The 17,655-nt window shown below is 47.9% G+C and carries 16 protein-coding genes; 5 read left to right on the forward strand and 11 right to left on the reverse strand.

Going from position 1 to position 17,655, the window contains the following annotated elements:
• Nucleotide 1: 1 nt before the first annotated feature.
• The 3 genes from IEY24_RS11740 to IEY24_RS11750 all read right to left on the reverse strand — a co-directional run bounded on the left by IEY24_RS11740 (nt 2) and on the right by IEY24_RS11750 (nt 4,801).
• Complete coding sequence (locus tag IEY24_RS11740) at nt 2-1,870, reverse strand: proton-conducting transporter transmembrane domain-containing protein (protein WP_188931893.1); 1,869 nt, start codon at nt 1,868-1,870, stop codon at nt 2-4.
• Nucleotides 1,867-4,392: a YbcC family protein gene (locus IEY24_RS11745; RefSeq protein WP_188931894.1), complete on the reverse strand. Its 2,526-nt coding sequence runs from the start codon at nt 4,390-4,392 to the stop codon at nt 1,867-1,869. Before IEY24_RS11745 ends, IEY24_RS11740 begins: the two co-directional genes overlap by 4 nt.
• 73 nt (nt 4,393-4,465) lie before the next feature.
• Nucleotides 4,466-4,801 (reverse strand): ArsR/SmtB family transcription factor, encoded by a 336-nt coding sequence (locus tag IEY24_RS11750; RefSeq protein WP_188931896.1) that lies wholly within the window; start codon nt 4,799-4,801, stop codon nt 4,466-4,468.
• Nucleotides 4,802-5,282: 481 nt separating this feature from the next.
• Here IEY24_RS11750 and IEY24_RS11755 point away from each other — a divergent pair, with 481 nt between their 5' ends.
• Nucleotides 5,283-7,052, forward strand: coding sequence for a response regulator (locus tag IEY24_RS11755; RefSeq protein WP_188931897.1), 1,770 nt, complete (start codon nt 5,283-5,285; stop codon nt 7,050-7,052).
• A gap of 137 nt (nt 7,053-7,189) precedes the next feature.
• Here IEY24_RS11755 and IEY24_RS11760 read toward each other — a convergent pair whose 3' ends face one another.
• Both IEY24_RS11760 and IEY24_RS11765 read right to left on the reverse strand, forming a co-directional pair.
• A complete protein-coding gene (locus IEY24_RS11760; RefSeq protein WP_188931899.1) occupies nt 7,190-8,206 on the reverse strand; it encodes a hypothetical protein in 1,017 nt (338 codons plus the stop codon).
• Nucleotides 8,193-8,699, reverse strand: a complete 507-nt coding sequence (locus IEY24_RS11765; RefSeq protein WP_188931901.1) for a P-loop nucleotide/nucleoside kinase family protein — start codon at nt 8,697-8,699, stop codon at nt 8,193-8,195. Before IEY24_RS11765 ends, IEY24_RS11760 begins: the two co-directional genes overlap by 14 nt.
• Before the next feature lie 203 nt (nt 8,700-8,902).
• Between IEY24_RS11765 and IEY24_RS11770 the strand changes: the two genes are divergently transcribed.
• The 3 genes from IEY24_RS11770 (at nt 8,903) to IEY24_RS11780 (ending at nt 11,756) form a co-directional block, all read left to right on the forward strand.
• The gene (locus IEY24_RS11770) at nt 8,903-10,054 is read left to right on the forward strand and encodes a S1C family serine protease (protein WP_229222021.1); all 1,152 of its coding nucleotides are present in this window, start codon (nt 8,903-8,905) and stop codon (nt 10,052-10,054) included.
• A gap of 172 nt (nt 10,055-10,226) precedes the next feature.
• Nucleotides 10,227-11,063: a universal stress protein gene (locus IEY24_RS11775; protein ID WP_188931903.1), complete on the forward strand. Its 837-nt coding sequence runs from the start codon at nt 10,227-10,229 to the stop codon at nt 11,061-11,063.
• A gap of 42 nt (nt 11,064-11,105) precedes the next feature.
• Nucleotides 11,106-11,756 carry a hypothetical protein gene (locus tag IEY24_RS11780; protein WP_188931904.1) on the forward strand — a complete coding sequence of 217 codons (651 nt, stop codon included), beginning with the start codon at nt 11,106-11,108 and terminating at the stop codon, nt 11,754-11,756.
• A 75-nt stretch (nt 11,757-11,831) separates the two neighbouring features.
• On the opposite strand, the gene IEY24_RS33090 is transcribed toward IEY24_RS11780, so the two are convergent.
• Both IEY24_RS33090 and IEY24_RS11790 read right to left on the reverse strand, forming a co-directional pair.
• On the reverse strand, nt 11,832-12,134 hold the full coding sequence (locus IEY24_RS33090; protein WP_188931905.1) for a BON domain-containing protein: 303 nt from the start codon (nt 12,132-12,134) through the stop codon (nt 11,832-11,834).
• Between the two features lie 62 nt (nt 12,135-12,196).
• Complete coding sequence (locus IEY24_RS11790; RefSeq protein WP_229222023.1) at nt 12,197-13,216, reverse strand: zinc-dependent alcohol dehydrogenase family protein; 1,020 nt, start codon at nt 13,214-13,216, stop codon at nt 12,197-12,199.
• Between the two features lie 238 nt (nt 13,217-13,454).
• On the opposite strand from IEY24_RS11790, the gene IEY24_RS11795 reads away from it, so the two are divergent.
• On the forward strand, nt 13,455-13,742 hold the full coding sequence (locus tag IEY24_RS11795; protein WP_188931906.1) for a YtxH domain-containing protein: 288 nt from the start codon (nt 13,455-13,457) through the stop codon (nt 13,740-13,742).
• 63 nt (nt 13,743-13,805) lie between these two features.
• Here IEY24_RS11795 and IEY24_RS11800 read toward each other — a convergent pair whose 3' ends face one another.
• The 4 genes from IEY24_RS11800 to IEY24_RS11815 all read right to left on the reverse strand — a co-directional run bounded on the left by IEY24_RS11800 (nt 13,806) and on the right by IEY24_RS11815 (nt 17,495).
• Nucleotides 13,806-14,018, reverse strand: coding sequence for a cation-transporting P-type ATPase (locus tag IEY24_RS11800; protein ID WP_188931907.1), 213 nt, complete (start codon nt 14,016-14,018; stop codon nt 13,806-13,808).
• Between the two features lie 76 nt (nt 14,019-14,094).
• Nucleotides 14,095-15,804, reverse strand: a complete 1,710-nt coding sequence (locus tag IEY24_RS11805) for an alpha-amylase family glycosyl hydrolase (RefSeq protein ID WP_229222025.1) — start codon at nt 15,802-15,804, stop codon at nt 14,095-14,097.
• A 145-nt stretch (nt 15,805-15,949) separates the two neighbouring features.
• Complete coding sequence (locus IEY24_RS11810) at nt 15,950-17,026, reverse strand: response regulator (RefSeq protein ID WP_188931909.1); 1,077 nt, start codon at nt 17,024-17,026, stop codon at nt 15,950-15,952.
• Between the two features lie 22 nt (nt 17,027-17,048).
• Entirely contained in the window at nt 17,049-17,495 is a 447-nt protein-coding gene (locus tag IEY24_RS11815) for a histidine kinase dimerization/phospho-acceptor domain-containing protein (RefSeq protein WP_188931911.1), read from the reverse strand.
• Nucleotides 17,496-17,655: the final 160 nt, after the last annotated feature.

A 17,655-nucleotide genomic window follows, 5' to 3' on the forward strand; every position in this document is an offset into this window, starting at 1 on the left:
GTCAGGATGAGCGGTAGTTTAATTCGTATTGTGAACGCATGCCTGGTCCCAGAAAGACCCGGGCATAAATGCGGATCAGGGATAAACCATTGATGATGCATCCCACCGACACAAAAAATGCAAACAGGACCTGATTTTGATGGATATGGGAGAATACAAGATCTTCGCCGATAAAAGTTGGCGTGATGGGAAATCCTGAAAGCCCCAGGCATGAAAGAAAGAATACAATACCAATCCGTTTGTGCCTTTGAATATGCCCGTGAAACTGGCCCAGCCCGATGTGGCGCTCCGTTTTCCGAAGCCGCAACAGACAACAGTAGCCAGCCAGGCCGGCAATGACGACCCCGCTTAAATACATCATAAGCTGACCGCCCGGAACACTTTCGTTGCAGGACACCGCCAATGCAACCCAGAGATGGTTCGTAATAACCAATATCCAGCTTAACCAGACATTTTTTCTTTCGGAAAAGGATTTAATAGCCATCATCAGGCCAAGGAGTGAAAACGCAATGGACAGCCATTCCCCTAGCTGCCGGGGAACATAGTGCCGGTTGAAGCAAAAGAAGATACCTGCCAGATAGACGGCTGTCAGGAACAGGCCGACGCGCCGGGTGGTAAGAAAACCAAGCGCCCCTCCAATTTTTTTAAATGGGTTCCACAGGTAACGGTACATGAACAGGTCCAGGCCCCACTCTTTGAGACTGAGCATGTATAAGCCGATCCATAGGCGCTCGGGAACAAACCTTTTAAGACTGATAGCAGAGGATTCTTCGACCCCTGGATACTGACCGATCCTCTGGCTCACTATGGAAGGAGATATTAACAGTTGAATAGCCCTCAAAAAAGCATTTCCTGCAAAATGTAGCAGCGCCAGGCTTTCCAAACCCGTGGCTATCTCCACAAAAATCAACCCGATCTGCGAAATGGATGCATAGGCAATCTGGCTCTTCACAGAGGACTGTACCCGCGCGATGCCAGTCGCGACCAGGCTCGTTGATAACCCGATCGTACCGATCAACAGGCGAATCCCTGGTTGGTGCTGCCAGAACGGCCATGTTCTCAGTAGCAAGAACACGCCCATATTGACCGAAAGAGCGCCGTAAAAGATCGCAGTCGAGGGGGTGGGCCCTTCCATTGCGCGTGGAAGCCAGGACGAAAATGGCAATTGGGCCGATTTGGCTGCCGCAGCAACGACTATCATGACAGAAAGGGCTGTACCAACCAGGTCGTGTGCCTGCAATTGCCGATCTACCAGCTGGTAGTCGGATATTTTTTCAAAAGTAATGTAGGTGCTCCAAAAGTGATGGCTCGCCCATATAGCCAGCAATATGCTCACATCCGCCAGACGATAAACTGAGAACACCTTGACCGCATTTTTGACAGGCAGATAGCGGTCCCGGTAAAACGAGATCAGCAGAAATGAGGTTATGCCAAGGATCTCCCAGCCGATAAAAAGCGTCTCAAAATTTCCTGAAAAAATGGTAATGTTGTACCCGGAAAAGAACAGGAGGATTGTGTAGAAGAAACGCTTATAGCCCTCCTCCCGGTGCAGGTACCGCCTGCTGTAAGTAGTGACCAGGAAAGTCAGGACAGCTCCTGTGAGAAGAAACACAAGGGTGATCCTGTCGAGGAATAAATCCAGGGCATATTCATAGCTTCCAGATTTGAAAATCACCATATTCTCCGAGGTTAGCACCTGGCTGCCGGTCTGTATCCAGAAAATTGTAAATACCAGGGAAGTAAACAGTTGAAGGCCTGTCGTAATGAATGCGACACCTGAGATCAGCCGTTCGTTTTGGGACGGAACAACCAGGCTTATCAGAAATCCGATCAACGGAATTAGTGGCAACAGTATGATAAAATATGTCATGGCTGCACCGGGAGTGTATGTTTTGAAAGATTATCCATGCGCTGCCCGTGGACTGGCCAGAGATTCTCCGCGGCTTTTTCATCGTAAGCAGATGGGTGATACGCCACAAACCGATCATCCTTAAATCTAAGGAATGTCCTGCTGCCTGGCTCCACCACCACCAAATGGACCCACTGGTTTACAAACCACTCACGAAGCTTTTCGGACCTGCCGATAACCATCGAGACGACATGGGGGAAGTGCTCGACGATCATCAAGAGGCGGACAGGGTCATGCAGTTCAGTCATCTGACAGGGCAGCCCGGTCCGCAAGTCCCCTTCCATGCCGTTTGCCACCCCTAAAAGTCCCATGACGTTGTGGGGTAGTTTACTACCCGCCCCAAGCCGGAGATTATCGGTCCGCGAGAAGAAGTATTCAAGATTAATGCCAGCACAAACCGGCGTTGCTGCGCTCAGAATATCGAATAGGGCCTTGCCATCGGGATCGCTGGCATAATTGTACGAATTCATAAAAAGCCGCCTGTCCCAAAAGAGTCCCCTGGACAAGTTCCGGTGCCCGACGATGCAAACCGCGTTGGTGGCATGGTTGAGCTCCGGGCGAGGTTCAAACAGGGACACAGACCGGGACCTTACTGCCTGGTGCGCCTTTTCAGGGGTCAGTTTTGGATCTACCGAAGCGAACCTTCCGGCTCTTTCCTTCGCATTCAGATCCAGGGCTTTCACAAAAACTTTATGATTGGCATCATGGTGCAGCCGATTTTCTTTGGACAGCATCTGGGTGTCATAGAAAGTGATATCGTCACGGGTGGTATCGTGAAAAGCTCCCACGAACTGAGTGTGGCCTGGTATCCGGACTCCTTTTTCATCAAGTAGCTCGCGTACCTTTTGGTGATTGGCCATCCAGGCCAAAACCCTGGCATTGATCCCGCCAGGATTACCCGAGCAGGCCCCGCAATCGTATGCGGCATAATGGGGGTTATTGACACTGCTCGCCCCATGCCCGATCACATATACAACCCGGGTAAAATCAGCTGTCAAGTCGATGCTTCGCAGCACGCTTTCGACGCAATCGGCCATTTCCCGCACTGTGTAGCCAACTTGCAAGCCCTTCTCCAACTGGTAGGAAGCGCTGTTTTCGATGCTAAGCCAAGGGGCGTTCTCATGTTCTTTGGCGGCTTCCGGCGCGAGCAGGCTTGATTGCGGCCTGAAAACGTTGAGCAATAATTTGAAGGTCGCCCAAAAACCAAGCGTCTGTGAGATCAACCAGCCCCGGAAAAGAGAATTGGAACCTAAGGGCAAGTCAAGGCTGCTCCTGTGGGTTTGACTTGCTCCGATTTGTTTGATCAGATGTGTGGGTTTGCTTTGGACCGGAGCTTGTTTGGTATAACTTCCGTTGGGCTGAGCCTGAAAAAAGAACGAAGCGCCAAAAAAGCCCGGCGTCCCAAATGTTTCGCATGCAGGGTCAGCCTGCTCGAGGTGGCGCCGGAGTGAGCCGGAACGGTCGTCCAAACAGAACAGACTCTGAGACGACCTGTTGTGGTACTGCTCATTTTTGCCTTTCTGGCGAGAAAGCATTAGCAGAACATGATCGTAGTAGCTCCATTCAAAAGCGTTTTGCCAGATTGCCAGTACCTGTTCCTGTTCGGTCTTTTCCGCGGGAGCGAAAATATCCCCGGACACTGCACCGACTCGCCTGCCCAATGGCAGCCAGGCGTATCCAAAACGGGAATCTAACGCATCGATTTCCAACAGCAATTCAAACTGAATGAGCTCACGAAGGGAAATTTTTCTTTCCAGCGAAAGGCTGCCGGGGTTGTTTTCGACCCAGGATGCCATTCCCGACCAGCCGGGATGGGCAAATTGCTGGTCAAAGAGATATTGACTGTATAAAGCGGGCCGGCCGACAAGGGTCTCTAAAAGATCCGTTATCTCGCAAGAGGTATCTAGTAACAGACGCGAAGCACGTTTACTGTGGAAGAAGCTCACCAAGCCGTTTTGCTCCATTTTACGAACAGAGCCGATAAACCCTGCCGGATCCACCGGAAACTGCCAGGTAGCGATTCCCTGGTCCAGATAACCGGATAGGATACGAAACAACACTGGATGTGTTTGCGAATCAAGGTCAATTTTATATAACCTCTTCCAATTGGAGCGCAGTGACCCGATGCGAGCGTGCTTGTGGGCTTTGTATTGTTTGGAAAAAAGCCTGTCTTGCCAGCTTTCAAAACCTTTGTCAGGATGTTTTTCTAACACCGCCTGTTCCAACGCGGTGCGACTGATGCGTCCCGAGCCATAAAGCGATCTGTATTCTTCCAATGGGAGATAAAGCTGGTAACCAAAAATCTTCGAGGCGCAGGCAAGTCCGTCTTCGAATTTTAACCTTTGAAAGCCATGCAGCGGGTTGTGGTGGATGAAATCTTTCAGCGGTGGTTGTGAAGGCAAAAAACGCCTCAGCAGTTCAAGCGTTTTCTGCTCGTTGTATAGGCCATTTTGGGCCGGACTATCGTTAATTGAGGCATTCATTACTTTTGCTGCTGTCTACCGCTAACATATCCGAGGGATATTCAGGTCATCTTCATCGGTTCTGCATAAACCATTAATCTATATCTGAAGGCATTAGCTCTTTGAGCATTTCCTGCGACTGTTGCAGCTGGCGCACGTATATATTTTTTGCCAAATCAAGGAACTGGTAAACTTCCCGATCATGGACATGGTAGTAGATGGTGGTTTTTTCCCTGCGGCTGCTCACAAACTTCATTGCACGCAGTTTAGCCAGATGCTGCGAGAGAATGGATTGCTCGGTTTGTATAATAACCTGCAATTCACTGACCGAAAGCGGGCCTTCTCTGAGCGCATCCAGGATCGCCAGCCGGACAGAATGTCCCAGCGTCTTGAAAAATTCCGCTTTATAAAGATGTAGTGGACTATCCATATACTATTATATTAGAACATTCAAATATATAAATTTTTGTTCATTTTAAAAACTACCTTACTTCTGAGTATTTGCCGGACACCTATTAACACGTGCACAAGGCGTCAGTCGTAAGTTTGCCACGAATGGATTCTGACAGCTAAACCAGTCGTAGTTGGTGCTGTGTAATACGGAAGCTGTTCTGATTTTAAAAGAGTGGTTTTCCCGGCGGTATAAAATCGAGCTATATGTCGGTTGTGCGGGAAACCCTCAGCTGGACTTTTCCGAACTTTTGTTGCCAAGGGGTATGTGTCGGAATAGTTCATTGGGTACCTTTCGCTCGCGTCCAAAAAAGCAATAAATGAGATCTTTCCCAATCGCATAACATTTATCTGCTATTTCAGGGTTTCAATATGGAATATGTGCTCCAAATTGCTACTTTGCGATGTTTTTATAGCGCGTCCTATCGGCATTGGCAACACTTAATTTCTACCAAAAGGTAATGGATAACCCACGCGGCTTGCAGGATCTTTGGGAAAAAGAGTTTGAAGCAAAGTCCATTTGGGGAAACAGGATATTTTGTTTCACGTTTGCGGTTTGTTACCCATCCACCTCGCTCCTCTATTACCTGAATGGCAATCCCAATTATCAGTCTATTTTCCTGATACAAATTACCTGTAGCAGCCTGGTAGCGCTGATCATTCTCCTGCATTTCAGAGAGAAGATAACTAGTCAGAACGCCTCTTTTTACAGCCGGATGTTAATGGTCATTTTCCATTCGTTTATCCTGGCCCGTTTTCAGACCCTTTATTACTATGATCTAAGTATTAATCTGACCCTACAACTTATTTTTTCGTTCTGGGTCCTGCGCTGGAAGTTTAATTATGCCCTGGCCAGTTCGGTAACCACAGTCTTGTTCTTTTCCCTTGCGCTGTATATCAATGGTGAGGATGTGCTGCTTCGTTTTTTGAAAGAGGGCGGTTTCTTCTACTTTCTGGGGCAAAGCGTTTTCCCTTTGGTTATGCAAATGCGCTATAACAAGCAGTACCGTGAATTTATTTATTTCCATAGCCTGCAAAGGCAAAACAAGGAACTCGAAAAGCAAAACCTGCTTGCTAAGGAGGCAATGCAGGCAAAATCCGACTTCCTTTCCACCATGAGCCATGAGATCAGGACGCCCCTGAACGGCATCGTGGGCGTTATCCATTTGCTTCTGCAAGAGGATCTGAGAACAGATTTTCAGAAGGAGCTGGTCGGCACATTAAAGTTTTCCTCCGATCACCTGATGGCGGTGGTGAATGATGTGCTGGATTTCAATAAAATCAACTCCAATCATGTCAAACTTGCCAGAGAGCCGTTTAACCTTTCCTTTTTTCTTGAAAATCTTGAAAAAACCTTCGTTCCGCGTGCTCAGGAGAAGGAACTGGATTTAATCTTTGAAATTGACCCGGCTTTGCCAGCACACCTGACCGGCGACCAGGTACGCCTGAACCAGATCATCACCAATTTGATCCATAATGCGATTAAATTTACTGAGAAAGGCTTTGTAAAGCTGACAGTTACAGAACTTAAAAGGGATGAAAGCCGGACATCGTTACACTTTGAAATCAGCGATTCAGGAATCGGCATTCCGCTGGAAGATCAATCTTCTATTTTCGACATCTTCGTACAAAGCAGTATGGAAGCCAAGAGAGGCAATCGCGGCACAGGGCTCGGACTGGCGATAACCAAAGAGCTTCTCCGACTTTTTGGGAGTGAAATAAGATTAGAAAGCGAGCAATGGCACGGATCGCGTTTTTCTTTTTGTATTGATTTCGAGTATTCCGATCAACAAGAGGTGGAAGAAAAACCGGTAGGCATAAAAGTTATCCTCCCGGAAGCAAGGGTTTTGGTCGTGGATGACAATGCTATTAATTTACTGTTTGCCACGAGTCTGCTTAAAAAAATAGGTTTGCAGTACGAGAAGGCCGAAAATGGCTGCGAAGCGGTTGAAAAATTCAATCACAATCACTACGATTTGGTGTTAATGGATCTTAAAATGCCGGTTATGGATGGTTTTGAGGCTACCCAGATCATCCGTGCCCAGGGCGCCCTTACACCCATCATCGCGCTGACGGCTTCAGCGTTTACCGACGAGCGTGACAAGGCATTATCGAACGGGTTTTCCGAATACCTGGTCAAGCCCTTTCTTCCGAACGAATTTTATGATGTTGTTTTTGCTTTTCTAAAAACGGAAGAGCAATCGCCAGCAAACGGCCTGCGACGGGAGTAAAGGAACCCGCCAGATGGGGAACTCCGTGAAGTATCAAAAGAGCGAAAAGCAGGTAGCGTGGCATATTTTCGTAGTCATTTAAGAATCAATTGGTTATCAACCATGCAATCCGATCATACAAAGAACACAGGGGCACCTTAATGCATCGCAAGCTGGCCGGAATAGGTGCTTAAAAGGTCCAGATATTTTTTACATAAACCCAGCGCCTTCTGCCTGCTTTTATCATTGGGTGCGGTCATGGCGGTCACTGCGAAAACCTTGGCCCTGATATTGGCCCTGAGGCATTTGTAGTAAACAAAAATCAGGTTGTCTGATTCGGTCTGAAAACAAGGAAAATCCTCGCAATAAAGCGAGAGAAACATTTCCGAAAGTGAATACTGCCCGAAGCATTCCAGATCCATGCAAAGGAATGCTATTTCATCGAGTACATCTATTTGCCGGAAGCGGTCGTTGTATTCGATGCAGTCGAACAGGATTGGCTTTTTATAAAGGAAGACATTCCCCGAATGCAAATCGCCGTGAAGGTCCCTTCGAAAACCCAGTCGAACCCTTTCGTTCATACGAGGTAAATAGGTGGTCAAAAACTGCGTACTTAGCGCTACCGCATGCTCGATAAGCTTGCCAAATGCAGTGCCCAGATGTTCTGCCACAAACCCGCTCACCGTGGTAATGTCATCAAAGGTTGCCACCATCTCACTGAGCTGCAATGGTAGTGAAACAACCTCAGCGCTCCGGTGAAATGATGCAACCAGTTTTGCCAGAGAGACAATATGGGTGCTTTCTACTTTTCCGGCGGCCAGCATCGCATCCATTTTCCGCGCAGACGAGAGCCGTCGCATCATCACCGCATAGTCAACAATTTCGCTTCCGGCCCCGCCGATACAAAAAGTATTACCTCCCCTTCCAACCGGAAGCACACCCTGATAAATAGGTGAAAAACGCCGGTTGACTTCCAGTTCCTTCTCACAGGCTAGTTTTCGAGCCTGAATTGTCGAAAAATCCAGGAATGAAAGTTTAACAGGCTTTTTGATCTTAAAGACCCTATTGCCACTAAGTAAAACCCAGGAGATATGCGTCTGCAACAGAGAAGCATTTAACGGCATTCCCTGAAAGCTGCCCTCCTGGGCGAGACTATTGATTTCAAGGCTTTCCATTAGTGACGGTTAAATAATCCACTGCCGCCGTCAGCATCTGTTCAATATTGTCGGCTTCAGATTGCAACCGAAGATGTGGCTGGGTAAACTTCTCAAACTGAGCCTTCATGGTCTGATACACCCCCAGATCAGCTTCGCTGTCGGTTCTTGGCCGTGACAGCCGCTCTTTCACGAGTGCCTCAGAAGCCACGATCACAATGAACCGGACCGGACACTGGTTTTGCAGGGCAGCCTGGGTAAATAGCTCGCGCATAGTATGATGATAAAATGTAGCGTCCAACACCACGTCTCTCCCCTGCCTGGCTAAGGTCACGGCCCTTTCAGCCATGTGCTGGTATATCCGAAGCTTATCTTCGAAAGAGTACCTGCCCGTAGCCAGCAACGCTTTACGAACCCGGTCACTATTGATGTACTCCGCATTCAGCTTCGCGGCAAGGCGGGAAGCAAAAAAACTCTTGCCTGATCCAGGCAATCCACAGACGAGAATCATCATAATTTCTTCCTTTACAACTCATTGATAAATATCGCGCAGCCCAATGCGAATCTGGCTGACAATGGTCATCTTTTGCACCAGCATTGATCAGAAAAATAATGCGGCCATATTAAAAACTTTACCACTAAAGAAGGCTTTTAAAAATGTGCCAGAATATGAACCCGGGTCGCATTAATCGAAAAACATTCAGGTGGCTTTATGCCATGATTCTTTGTGTGCTGCTATCTGCCTGCAAAGGCCAGGGCCAGCAAATAGAAAGGCCAGATGAGAAAATCCCGCTCCAATCATTTGCTTCAAAACAATTACTTGCAAGGGGCAAAACAACCCAGCGTACGAGGGAGGGCGGTATGCGCAGTTTCAATTTCAGGTACGCAGCCCAACGCGCCATACAATCAACTGTCCAGATTAAAACGAGCTACATAAAAGAGATCCCGAAAGCAATTCCGGATTTCTACTTTGATTTTTTCGATAAAGATGTGGTCGGGCCTTACAAACATCCCACCGCCGACCGCCTCGGGGACGGAAGTGGCTCTGCGTCAGGGGTCCTGATCAGTGAAGACGGCTACATTGTCACCAATTATCATGTCATTGAAGGAGCCGACAAAATTGAAGTCCTACTCAGCGATAGCCGGTGGTATGCCGCACGAATCATTGGGACAGACAAGGCAACCGATCTCGCTTTACTTAGCATCAATGAAAGCGGATTACCATTTCTGCAATTCGGCAATTCCGATTCTCTGATGACCGGTGACATAGCGCTTATTGCCGGGAACCCTTTGAACTTTACCTCCACCGTAACACAAGGCATCATTAGCTTCAAAGCGCGAAATATTGCTCAAAAAAGCGCTCATTGGGTATTGCAATCCTTCATTCAGACCGACGGCGTTGTCAATATAGGCAACAGCGGCGGAGCGCTCGTAGATCTGGACGGTAGATTAACAGGTATCATCACCGCTATTGCATCACCCAATGGCGTATACGCGGGCTACTCGTTCGCAATACCGGTTGAGGTGGTCAAAAAAACGGCCGACGATTTGCTGAATTATGGTAAGGCCAGACGGGGAAGCTTTGGCATTGGAACTTCTGAAATGGACCCAGCCAAAGCAGCCGAGCTCAATAATCAGCTTGTTGCAGGACTACTAATTGAAGATATTGAGAATGCCGGGCCAGCCCGCGCGGCTGGGTTGGAGCCCGGGGATATCATCATTGCGTTGGACAATGTTCAGATAGCATCTACGGCCCAGCTCAGCGAATGGATTGCCCGGTCACACCCCGGACAAAAAGTCACGATCACCTTCGTCAGGAACGGCACCAGACATCACACCAGGCTTCAACTGGAGAGTCAGGCCGACTGAATGACCGGGTAAGCACAGCCAGCTGCTTTCACACTCGAGCAGTACGCATACGCTCCCCGACACAAGACAAGGCACTGACGCTAATCATATCACGCATTGATCACCATCGCTAATCACCCAAAGTCAGCCCTGTATTTTTAATCAATATTGTTTCACAAACACGCATCCGACCATGAAGAAAATCATCGCCGCCATTGATGGGTTAAAGTACTCAGAAAGCACAGCTGAGTACGCCGCCCAACTGACCCGGGAGACCCACTCGCATTTGGTAGGGGTTTTTAACGAGGACAAAAATTATCATAGCTATTCTATTTACGATCTCTCACTGGAAGACGCAGTCGAGGAAAACATCACTCGCACGCTGGACGAACACGATAAAATGGTCCAGGACAATGCCGTCTCACAGTTCACGGAAACCTGTCAATCCGCCCGGATTAATTTCAATATCCATCATGGCAAGAGCGCAGCCATGCCGCAATTGTTACATGAAAGTCTGTATGCGGACCTGATGATCATCTGTAAAAAAGAAACATTTTCCCGCTTCGATCAGGATGTACCGACAAGCTTTGTGAGACACCTGCTGGAAAATGCGGAGTGCCCTGTGGTGGTCGTACCCCAGCAATTCGAAAATATCGAAAAAGTAGTGCTGCTTTACGACGGAGGCCCTGCCTCGGTACATGCGATCAAAATGTTCAGCTACTTACTTCCGACTCTTGGCAAAATGCCTGTTGAAGTGCTGACGGTTAAACCCTATCATCTTGATTTGCATTTACCCGAAAACCGGTTGATGAAAGAGTTCATGAAGCGGCATTTTCCGGAGGCATCCTACAAAGTAGTCCACGGCGAACCGGTTGCTGAAATTATAAAGCATCTCAAAAATAAACGCCAGGATGAACTTGTGGTCCTGGGCGCCTTCCAACGATCAATGGTTTCCCGCTGGCTTCGCGTCGATATGGCCGACCATTTGATGGCGCAGCTCAAGACACCCCTTTTCATCGCCCATCGCTAGCATGGAACAAGATCTGATTATGCACCATTAACCTATCTTCAAATGAAAAATATCCTGATTATCAATCCTGAAATCGGCGGCCAGCCGGCAAAGCCCGAATTCATACCGGACGCACCAGTCCGGCCGCAAATTCCCTATGAACCTGAGATAGTTCCCGAGACTGAGCCACGTCCGTTAACACAACCGGAAGAAATACCTCCACGCAAAGAAGGTAGATCCACGGTGGCTTCGGTTGGTGGCCTTGTGCGGAAATCATTCAACCAGGCGCCTTCAAAGGCACATCAACCGTCCTCTTATTTTGCATTCCTGGTTTTAGTAATGGCAATGCTTTCATCTTGCGTCAAAGATCACCAAATCCCGGCCTCTCAGATTGAAAGACGAACATTGCCGTTTAGTCCGGCAACGCAATCAACCGTTTTCAGAATGGAGGCCAGCCAACTTGGAGATCAGCCGATTATTGAGCACGGGGTGGTATTTACCGCCTATTTCCGAGGCGTGGGAAATCATAATCAGCTACCCACCATCAGCGACAACAAGGTTGTTTTTGACAAGAAGCTGACCCTGGGTACCAATGAATATTCTTACATGAAAGATATCATTGCGGGAAGGACTTTCTTCTATTACAGGGCATATGCAATTCTGGGAGATAATTCTGTCGTATACGCAAACCGGCTGAGCTATACTATTGAGTAGTCGTACAGGAGCAGCCAGCGAGCTTCGTCTAGCTGATGGCGATTGAAATCCGGGTTGTGTTATACCCGCAAAATTTCACATCCTATTTCCCCTCAAGTAGGGACACGGAAAGGTCAAATAGTTCACAACATTCCTGACGCCAAAAATATTTATGGTGTCCTGGTAAGCCATATTCCGCTCGTTTTCGGAATTGACAGCACCTTCAAGGTAAACAGTGCGATTCAAGACCCTGACGGATATTTTGGCGGTGTCGATCAGACAATCCCCATGCAGGATCTCAGACACCCTCTCGGCCAGTTCAGAATCAACCTCAGCATCCGCGCCGATCGATGAAACAGGGTCCTCGTTGTGCACAATATCTGTTTTGTCATTTCTCATCTTTCGCTTTACTATTCGATCTTCCCTACCACCAGCAAACAAGATTATGCATAAACTCGGTATCACTCTCCTTCCTGGTCCATAACCAAAACAGCCGCACCGTAAACCCTCCCTTCCCTGAGATCACCAAGGGCCTGATTGGCCTGTGAGAGTTTATAAAACTGGACCTGCGTTTTGAGAGGAATCCTCATTGCTAATTGGAAAAACTCCTGCCCGTCTCTGACCGTCAGATTAGCGACTGACCTGACCACTCGTTCCCCCCACAGCAGACGGTATTCAAATCCAGGGATATCACTCATATGTATCCCCCCGCAGACGACGGTGCCACCTTTTTCGATGTCTGAAAGTGCCTTGGGGATAAGCTCCCCCGTTGGCGCAAAGATGATCGCTCCGTCAAGCTCTTCGGGAGCGGGTTGAGAGGAATCACCAGCCCAGACTGCTCCCAATTTTTCTGCCAGCAATTGGGCGGCGGTATCCCCTTTTTTACTGAACGCATACACCTTTTTATTCTGAAAACCAGCAATCTGGATCAATATGTGAGCAGCAGCTCCAAAACCATAAATGCCGATTTTTTCACAATTCCTATCAAGCATTCGATAAGAGCGGTAGCCAATTAAGCCCGCACATAGGAGGGGCGCTGCCCACGGATGCTGATAATAACCGGGAAGCGGAATACAGTATTTTTCAAAAGCCACAGTGTACTGGCAATATCCGCCGTTGACTGTAAAGCCTGTGAACAGAGCCTGATCGCACAAATTCTCTCTGCCGGTTAAACAATACTTACATTTTCCGCAGGTACGAGCCAACCATGGAATCCCGACCATTGCAGCTATTTTCAGATTAGTCACCCCTTCCCCGAGCCCAACCACTGTACCCATTATCTCGTGTCCCGGGATCAAGGGGAGCCTGGCCCCTTTCAATTCCCCGTCTATGATATGAAGGTCGGTCCGGCAGACACCACAGGCGACAACCTTGATAAGCACTTGACCGGTCCCGGGTGTTGGAACGGGGACAGTGACCTCATTTAATGGCTCTCCGGGCTCGGACAGAACCATCGCACGCATCGTTGCTGGCAGATTCATACAACTATCTTGTTAAGACTCCGACGTTATCGTAATCATTGGTTAACGATAACCAATAGCTTACGTATAGAAAGTTACGATTTCTGAATACCAGTTAATATGAGCAAGGTCAGCATTGAACAACTCTGTGATCACAGATTAATTGATTTCAGGCCACTTACTTTATCCTGCAATTGTCGCTTCATTGCAGAAGGCGGCAACCTCGCAGAAACAATTTATTTAATTAACTATTCAAATCATGAAAAGTATCAGAATTGCACTCGCCATAACACTTGCCGCCGCGGCAGGTTTAGCGGCAGGTATTTTAATTGCTCCGGAAAAAGGTAAGCGTACCCGGCGCAAACTTACTGAGGCTGGGTTGGACTTGATCGAAGACCTTGAAGAGAGCTGCCAGGACACGCTGGAAGACCTCAAAGGCAAAGCTGAAAAAGAATACCACAAAATAGCGCAACGTTGCCAGTGCGGATCAGCATGCCAAAAGAGCGATCAACAAAAGGAGGCAACCCTGAGCGATGCAAACCTATAAGGTATGCAAGGTTCAGTTAACGCCAGCAAGGAAATATGCTTTTTACTACACTGAAAACTATCTTCATACTTGCAGCGCTGAGCACTTCCTACGTGAGCGCTCAGGAGCCGCAAATTGCATACTTTTCTCCCTTTTGTCTTCAACTACATTTTGACCATATTGTAATAACCTCAGGCTGGCTTGCTGATTTTCTAAACCATTTTCAGGGTCGGTGTTCAGAACCACAAGGGCCTGTTCTACGGTTAGAGTATAATATCTTTTATCCAGCTGCTGCATGGGTTAGTCGATTACGGATCATCAATTTGTATCGCAGTCGTAAGGTGGAAACGTTGGCTGGATTTGCGGACGGTATTTACATTGGTTTGTTACTTAAAATAACGAACTGCGCCGGCGCAAGCCGCAGCTTGATAAAATGCCGGCTTCCCTCCTCATTAGTCAATACATTCACGCTACCGGATTGTCCATAGATGAAGGTAAAGACGCTTCCCTGCGGATTGAGCGATGGGTCTACCCGCACATACTCCTGGTCTTCCTCAGTCAGAGAACTATTGTAGGCTATCACCATTTCATGATCATATAGCACCCGCGAGAAGGCCAGGAGACACTTCTCGAAGGTCGGCAAGGTAAAAATCTCTCCGTCCATGGATTGCTTGCGCATATACATCCTGCCGAATTTAAGCACCGGGCTATTCATCCTGATTTTGGCCAAAGCAGCGATCTGCTGGTAGATCCGGCCGGATTTACTTAGCGCGCTTACAGGCCTACCTTCGAGGCTAAACATCGATTCCCTGACATTATAGTCTTCGGTACCCGCGCCCTCAAAGCCCTGTTCGGTCCCATAATAAATACAGGGCGTTCCCAGCGCGCACAGTAAAAATCCGATTCCGGCGATGATCTGGTCTTCCGAAGCCTCATGGCCAAACCGCTTTTTAAATGTCTGCCCGACCTGATCGTGATTGTCAATAAAAGTAACGAGGAACTCGCCGAATTCTCCCCTGCTCATCGCATTTTCCCTTAGCGACTCATACCGCTCGATAAGCTTTTGCGGCCGTGATATCCCCCGAACCACATCCGCCAGAATGTGATAAAGCGGAAAATCAAGTACCGAATTGAGCCCGAAATAGATGGCTTTGTCTTCGACCACTACCGAAGTCTTCGGGCCGATGTAGCGGTTGTACATTTCTTCTGGCCCGACAAGCTCACCAAAAAGAAAAAAATCTTTTTTCCCTAACAAATAGGCGTATTCCCTCACGTGTGAACAGAACTGACTAACCATCTCTTCACCCATATGTTTGACGGCGTCAATTCGAAAGCCATCCACATCGGCTTCACGTATCCAGTAGCAATGTACTTTCGTCAATATCTGCTGAACCAGCAAGCCTTCCGGGGAAGCGTCGTTCTTAAAACTCTTTAAGCCTGCAAAGTCTCCCTCCCGGGTTTCCGGGTAAGCATCAAAATTACGGATACGACCTTTGCGCCAATACAATTCCGGATTACGAAGTTCAACCGGAACTGGAATTTCATCGGATCTCCATTCGCAGAACGGGAACACAGCACCCTGATAATAGTAGTAATCATAGTCGCCGGGATAGGACCAGTTATCGCCCGAGTGATGCAGGACAATATCCAGAAATACCTTAATACCAAATTCGTGAGCCTTTTCAACCAACTCGGCCAAATCCTGCTTGCTGCCAAACCTTGGATCAACATTGAGGTAATTCTCAATGGCATACCCATGATAGCAGGTATCGTTATTTTCAAATACCGGGCTCAGCCATAATGCTGTACAGCCTAGGTCCCTTATATAATCAAGGTGTCTTGTTATACCTCTCAGCGTTCCACCGCACCTCTTTCGCAGTTGCTCTGCATCCCCATAGCCCTTCTGTCTGCCGGGAACGGTGGTTGGCATACGGTCCAGGTCATCGTGAAAACGGTCGACCAGTAAGAAGTAGATAAATTCCTCACGCCATTCACGGCTGGCGTCTGCCCAGTAGGTTTTGCCTTGCTTAGGGCTCAGGTCGATTTCACGAACCGAAGAAATCTGTCTTTCCGTTATTGTCATGTTACCGCTTTTTTGCCAGCGTCAATCTACCAACAACAGCCAGTGTTGAACATGATGTCCGGCAATACAAATACTGATCGCTGTCAGTCCTAACCATTTAAACTTGTCAAGTGATTACCGGGATAAACATTGAAGAAAAAACGGTTCAGTTCCGCATTCTGAGCAGCTTGTCATATTCCAGGACGGTGATGGCGCTCCCTCTCATTTCGATCAAAAGTTCTTCCTTAAAATCGGAGAGCATACGGATCACCGTCTCGGTCGCCGTTCCGGACATTGATGCAATGTCTTCCCTGGAAATGGCCATCGAAAACGGTTTGGATTTATCCTCATGATAACGATTAGCCAGCGCGACAAGGGATTCAGCTACCCTTTTCCTCACTGAATTATAGGCAAGGTGCAAAAGTTTCTCTTCGCGGTCGCGAACATTGTCTGAGAGCATACGGATAAACTTGGATGCTACGGCCCGACTGCCCTGAAAAAGTTTGAGAAAATCGTCCTTGGGTATAACAGCAACTTCCGATGGTTCCAGACAAACAGCTGACTGCTGGTAGGAATCTGCCTGCAACAAATCCAGGTAGCCCACAAAATCGCCCTCCTTGTACAGATTAGTGATATATTCCTTTCCCTGGTCGTTTGAACGAAACTCTTTGATCTTACCCTTTTGCAGGAAATAAAGACTTGCCGGGTAGGTCCCTTCGGAGTAGAGCATTTCCTTCTTTTTTAAAGTCTTCACGCGTTTATTGGCGCAAAGATTCCCCATTCCGTTCAAACTGCTTGCCTCTACGAGAAAATCATCGATCCCTTCGCTTGATCTTTCGAAATTCCGCTTGATACGGTCGTTCTTGCTGAGCCGCGTTTCCACTGCGCTGAGCAGCTCGACATCATCGTAAGGCTTGGTCAGATAATCATCTGCACCGAGCACCATCCCTTTCCGGTAGTCGTTTTTCTCGGCGCGGGCGGTCAGAAATATGAACGGGATACTAGCTGTCTTTTCATCTTTCCCCAAAAGGTGCAACACCCCATACCCATCAAGCTCCGGCATCATAATATCACAAATAATCAAATCCGGTCTGGACTGGATAGCTTTTTGAACTCCCTCTTTACCATTCTCGGCGGTTAATATCCGGTAGTTCGCCAATTCGAGAATCTCGGCTGTATTCTCGCGCATCATCGGATTATCCTCTATCAAAAGAATCGTTTTAGCTTCCAAGTTATTGATCATTAAATGAGTGATTAAACAGATCCTAGCAACCTTTGAGAAGCATATTTTCCTCGACACGCACATCTAGTTTCCCAATGGATAAGAAGTCGTTTAGAATTTCTGTTAGATTGTTTACTGTGGACTTGATCCTTTGAATGTGCTTTTGCCTTTTTTCGTCGTCCTCAGCGGAGCTATATTTGCTGATCAGCGATGATGAAGAAAGGATTGTAGCGAGCGGGGTACGGAACTCATGGGAGGCAACTGTGACAAACTGGCTTTTCATCTGATTCAGCTCTCTTTCTTTTTCCAGCGCCTTGACAACCTCCCGTTGCGATTTTTCAACCGAGCGGATTGCATCGGCAAGCTCGGCCGTCCGCTGGCGCACCCGTTCTTCAAGCTCGGCATTGAGCATATGAATTTGCTCGTTGGCCTCCAATATCCTCTTCTCCTGCGTCTTTCTTTGGGTGATGTCAATGATAAATGTGCGCATGCTAAGTTAACAATCTGACAGACAATAATCAACTCCCTCAAATATCCTTCCCCGACAAGCTATTTCCTGGGCTTGTCCTGGCTGCCATTGGTGGCATTTCCCCCAGAACGTATTGAGCTTGAAGAATCTGTTTACATATCTTATGGACAACACCAGATGA

The organism is Dyadobacter endophyticus, from assembly GCF_014641595.1.
Classification (GTDB): Bacteria; Bacteroidota; Bacteroidia; order Cytophagales; family Spirosomataceae; genus Dyadobacter; species Dyadobacter endophyticus.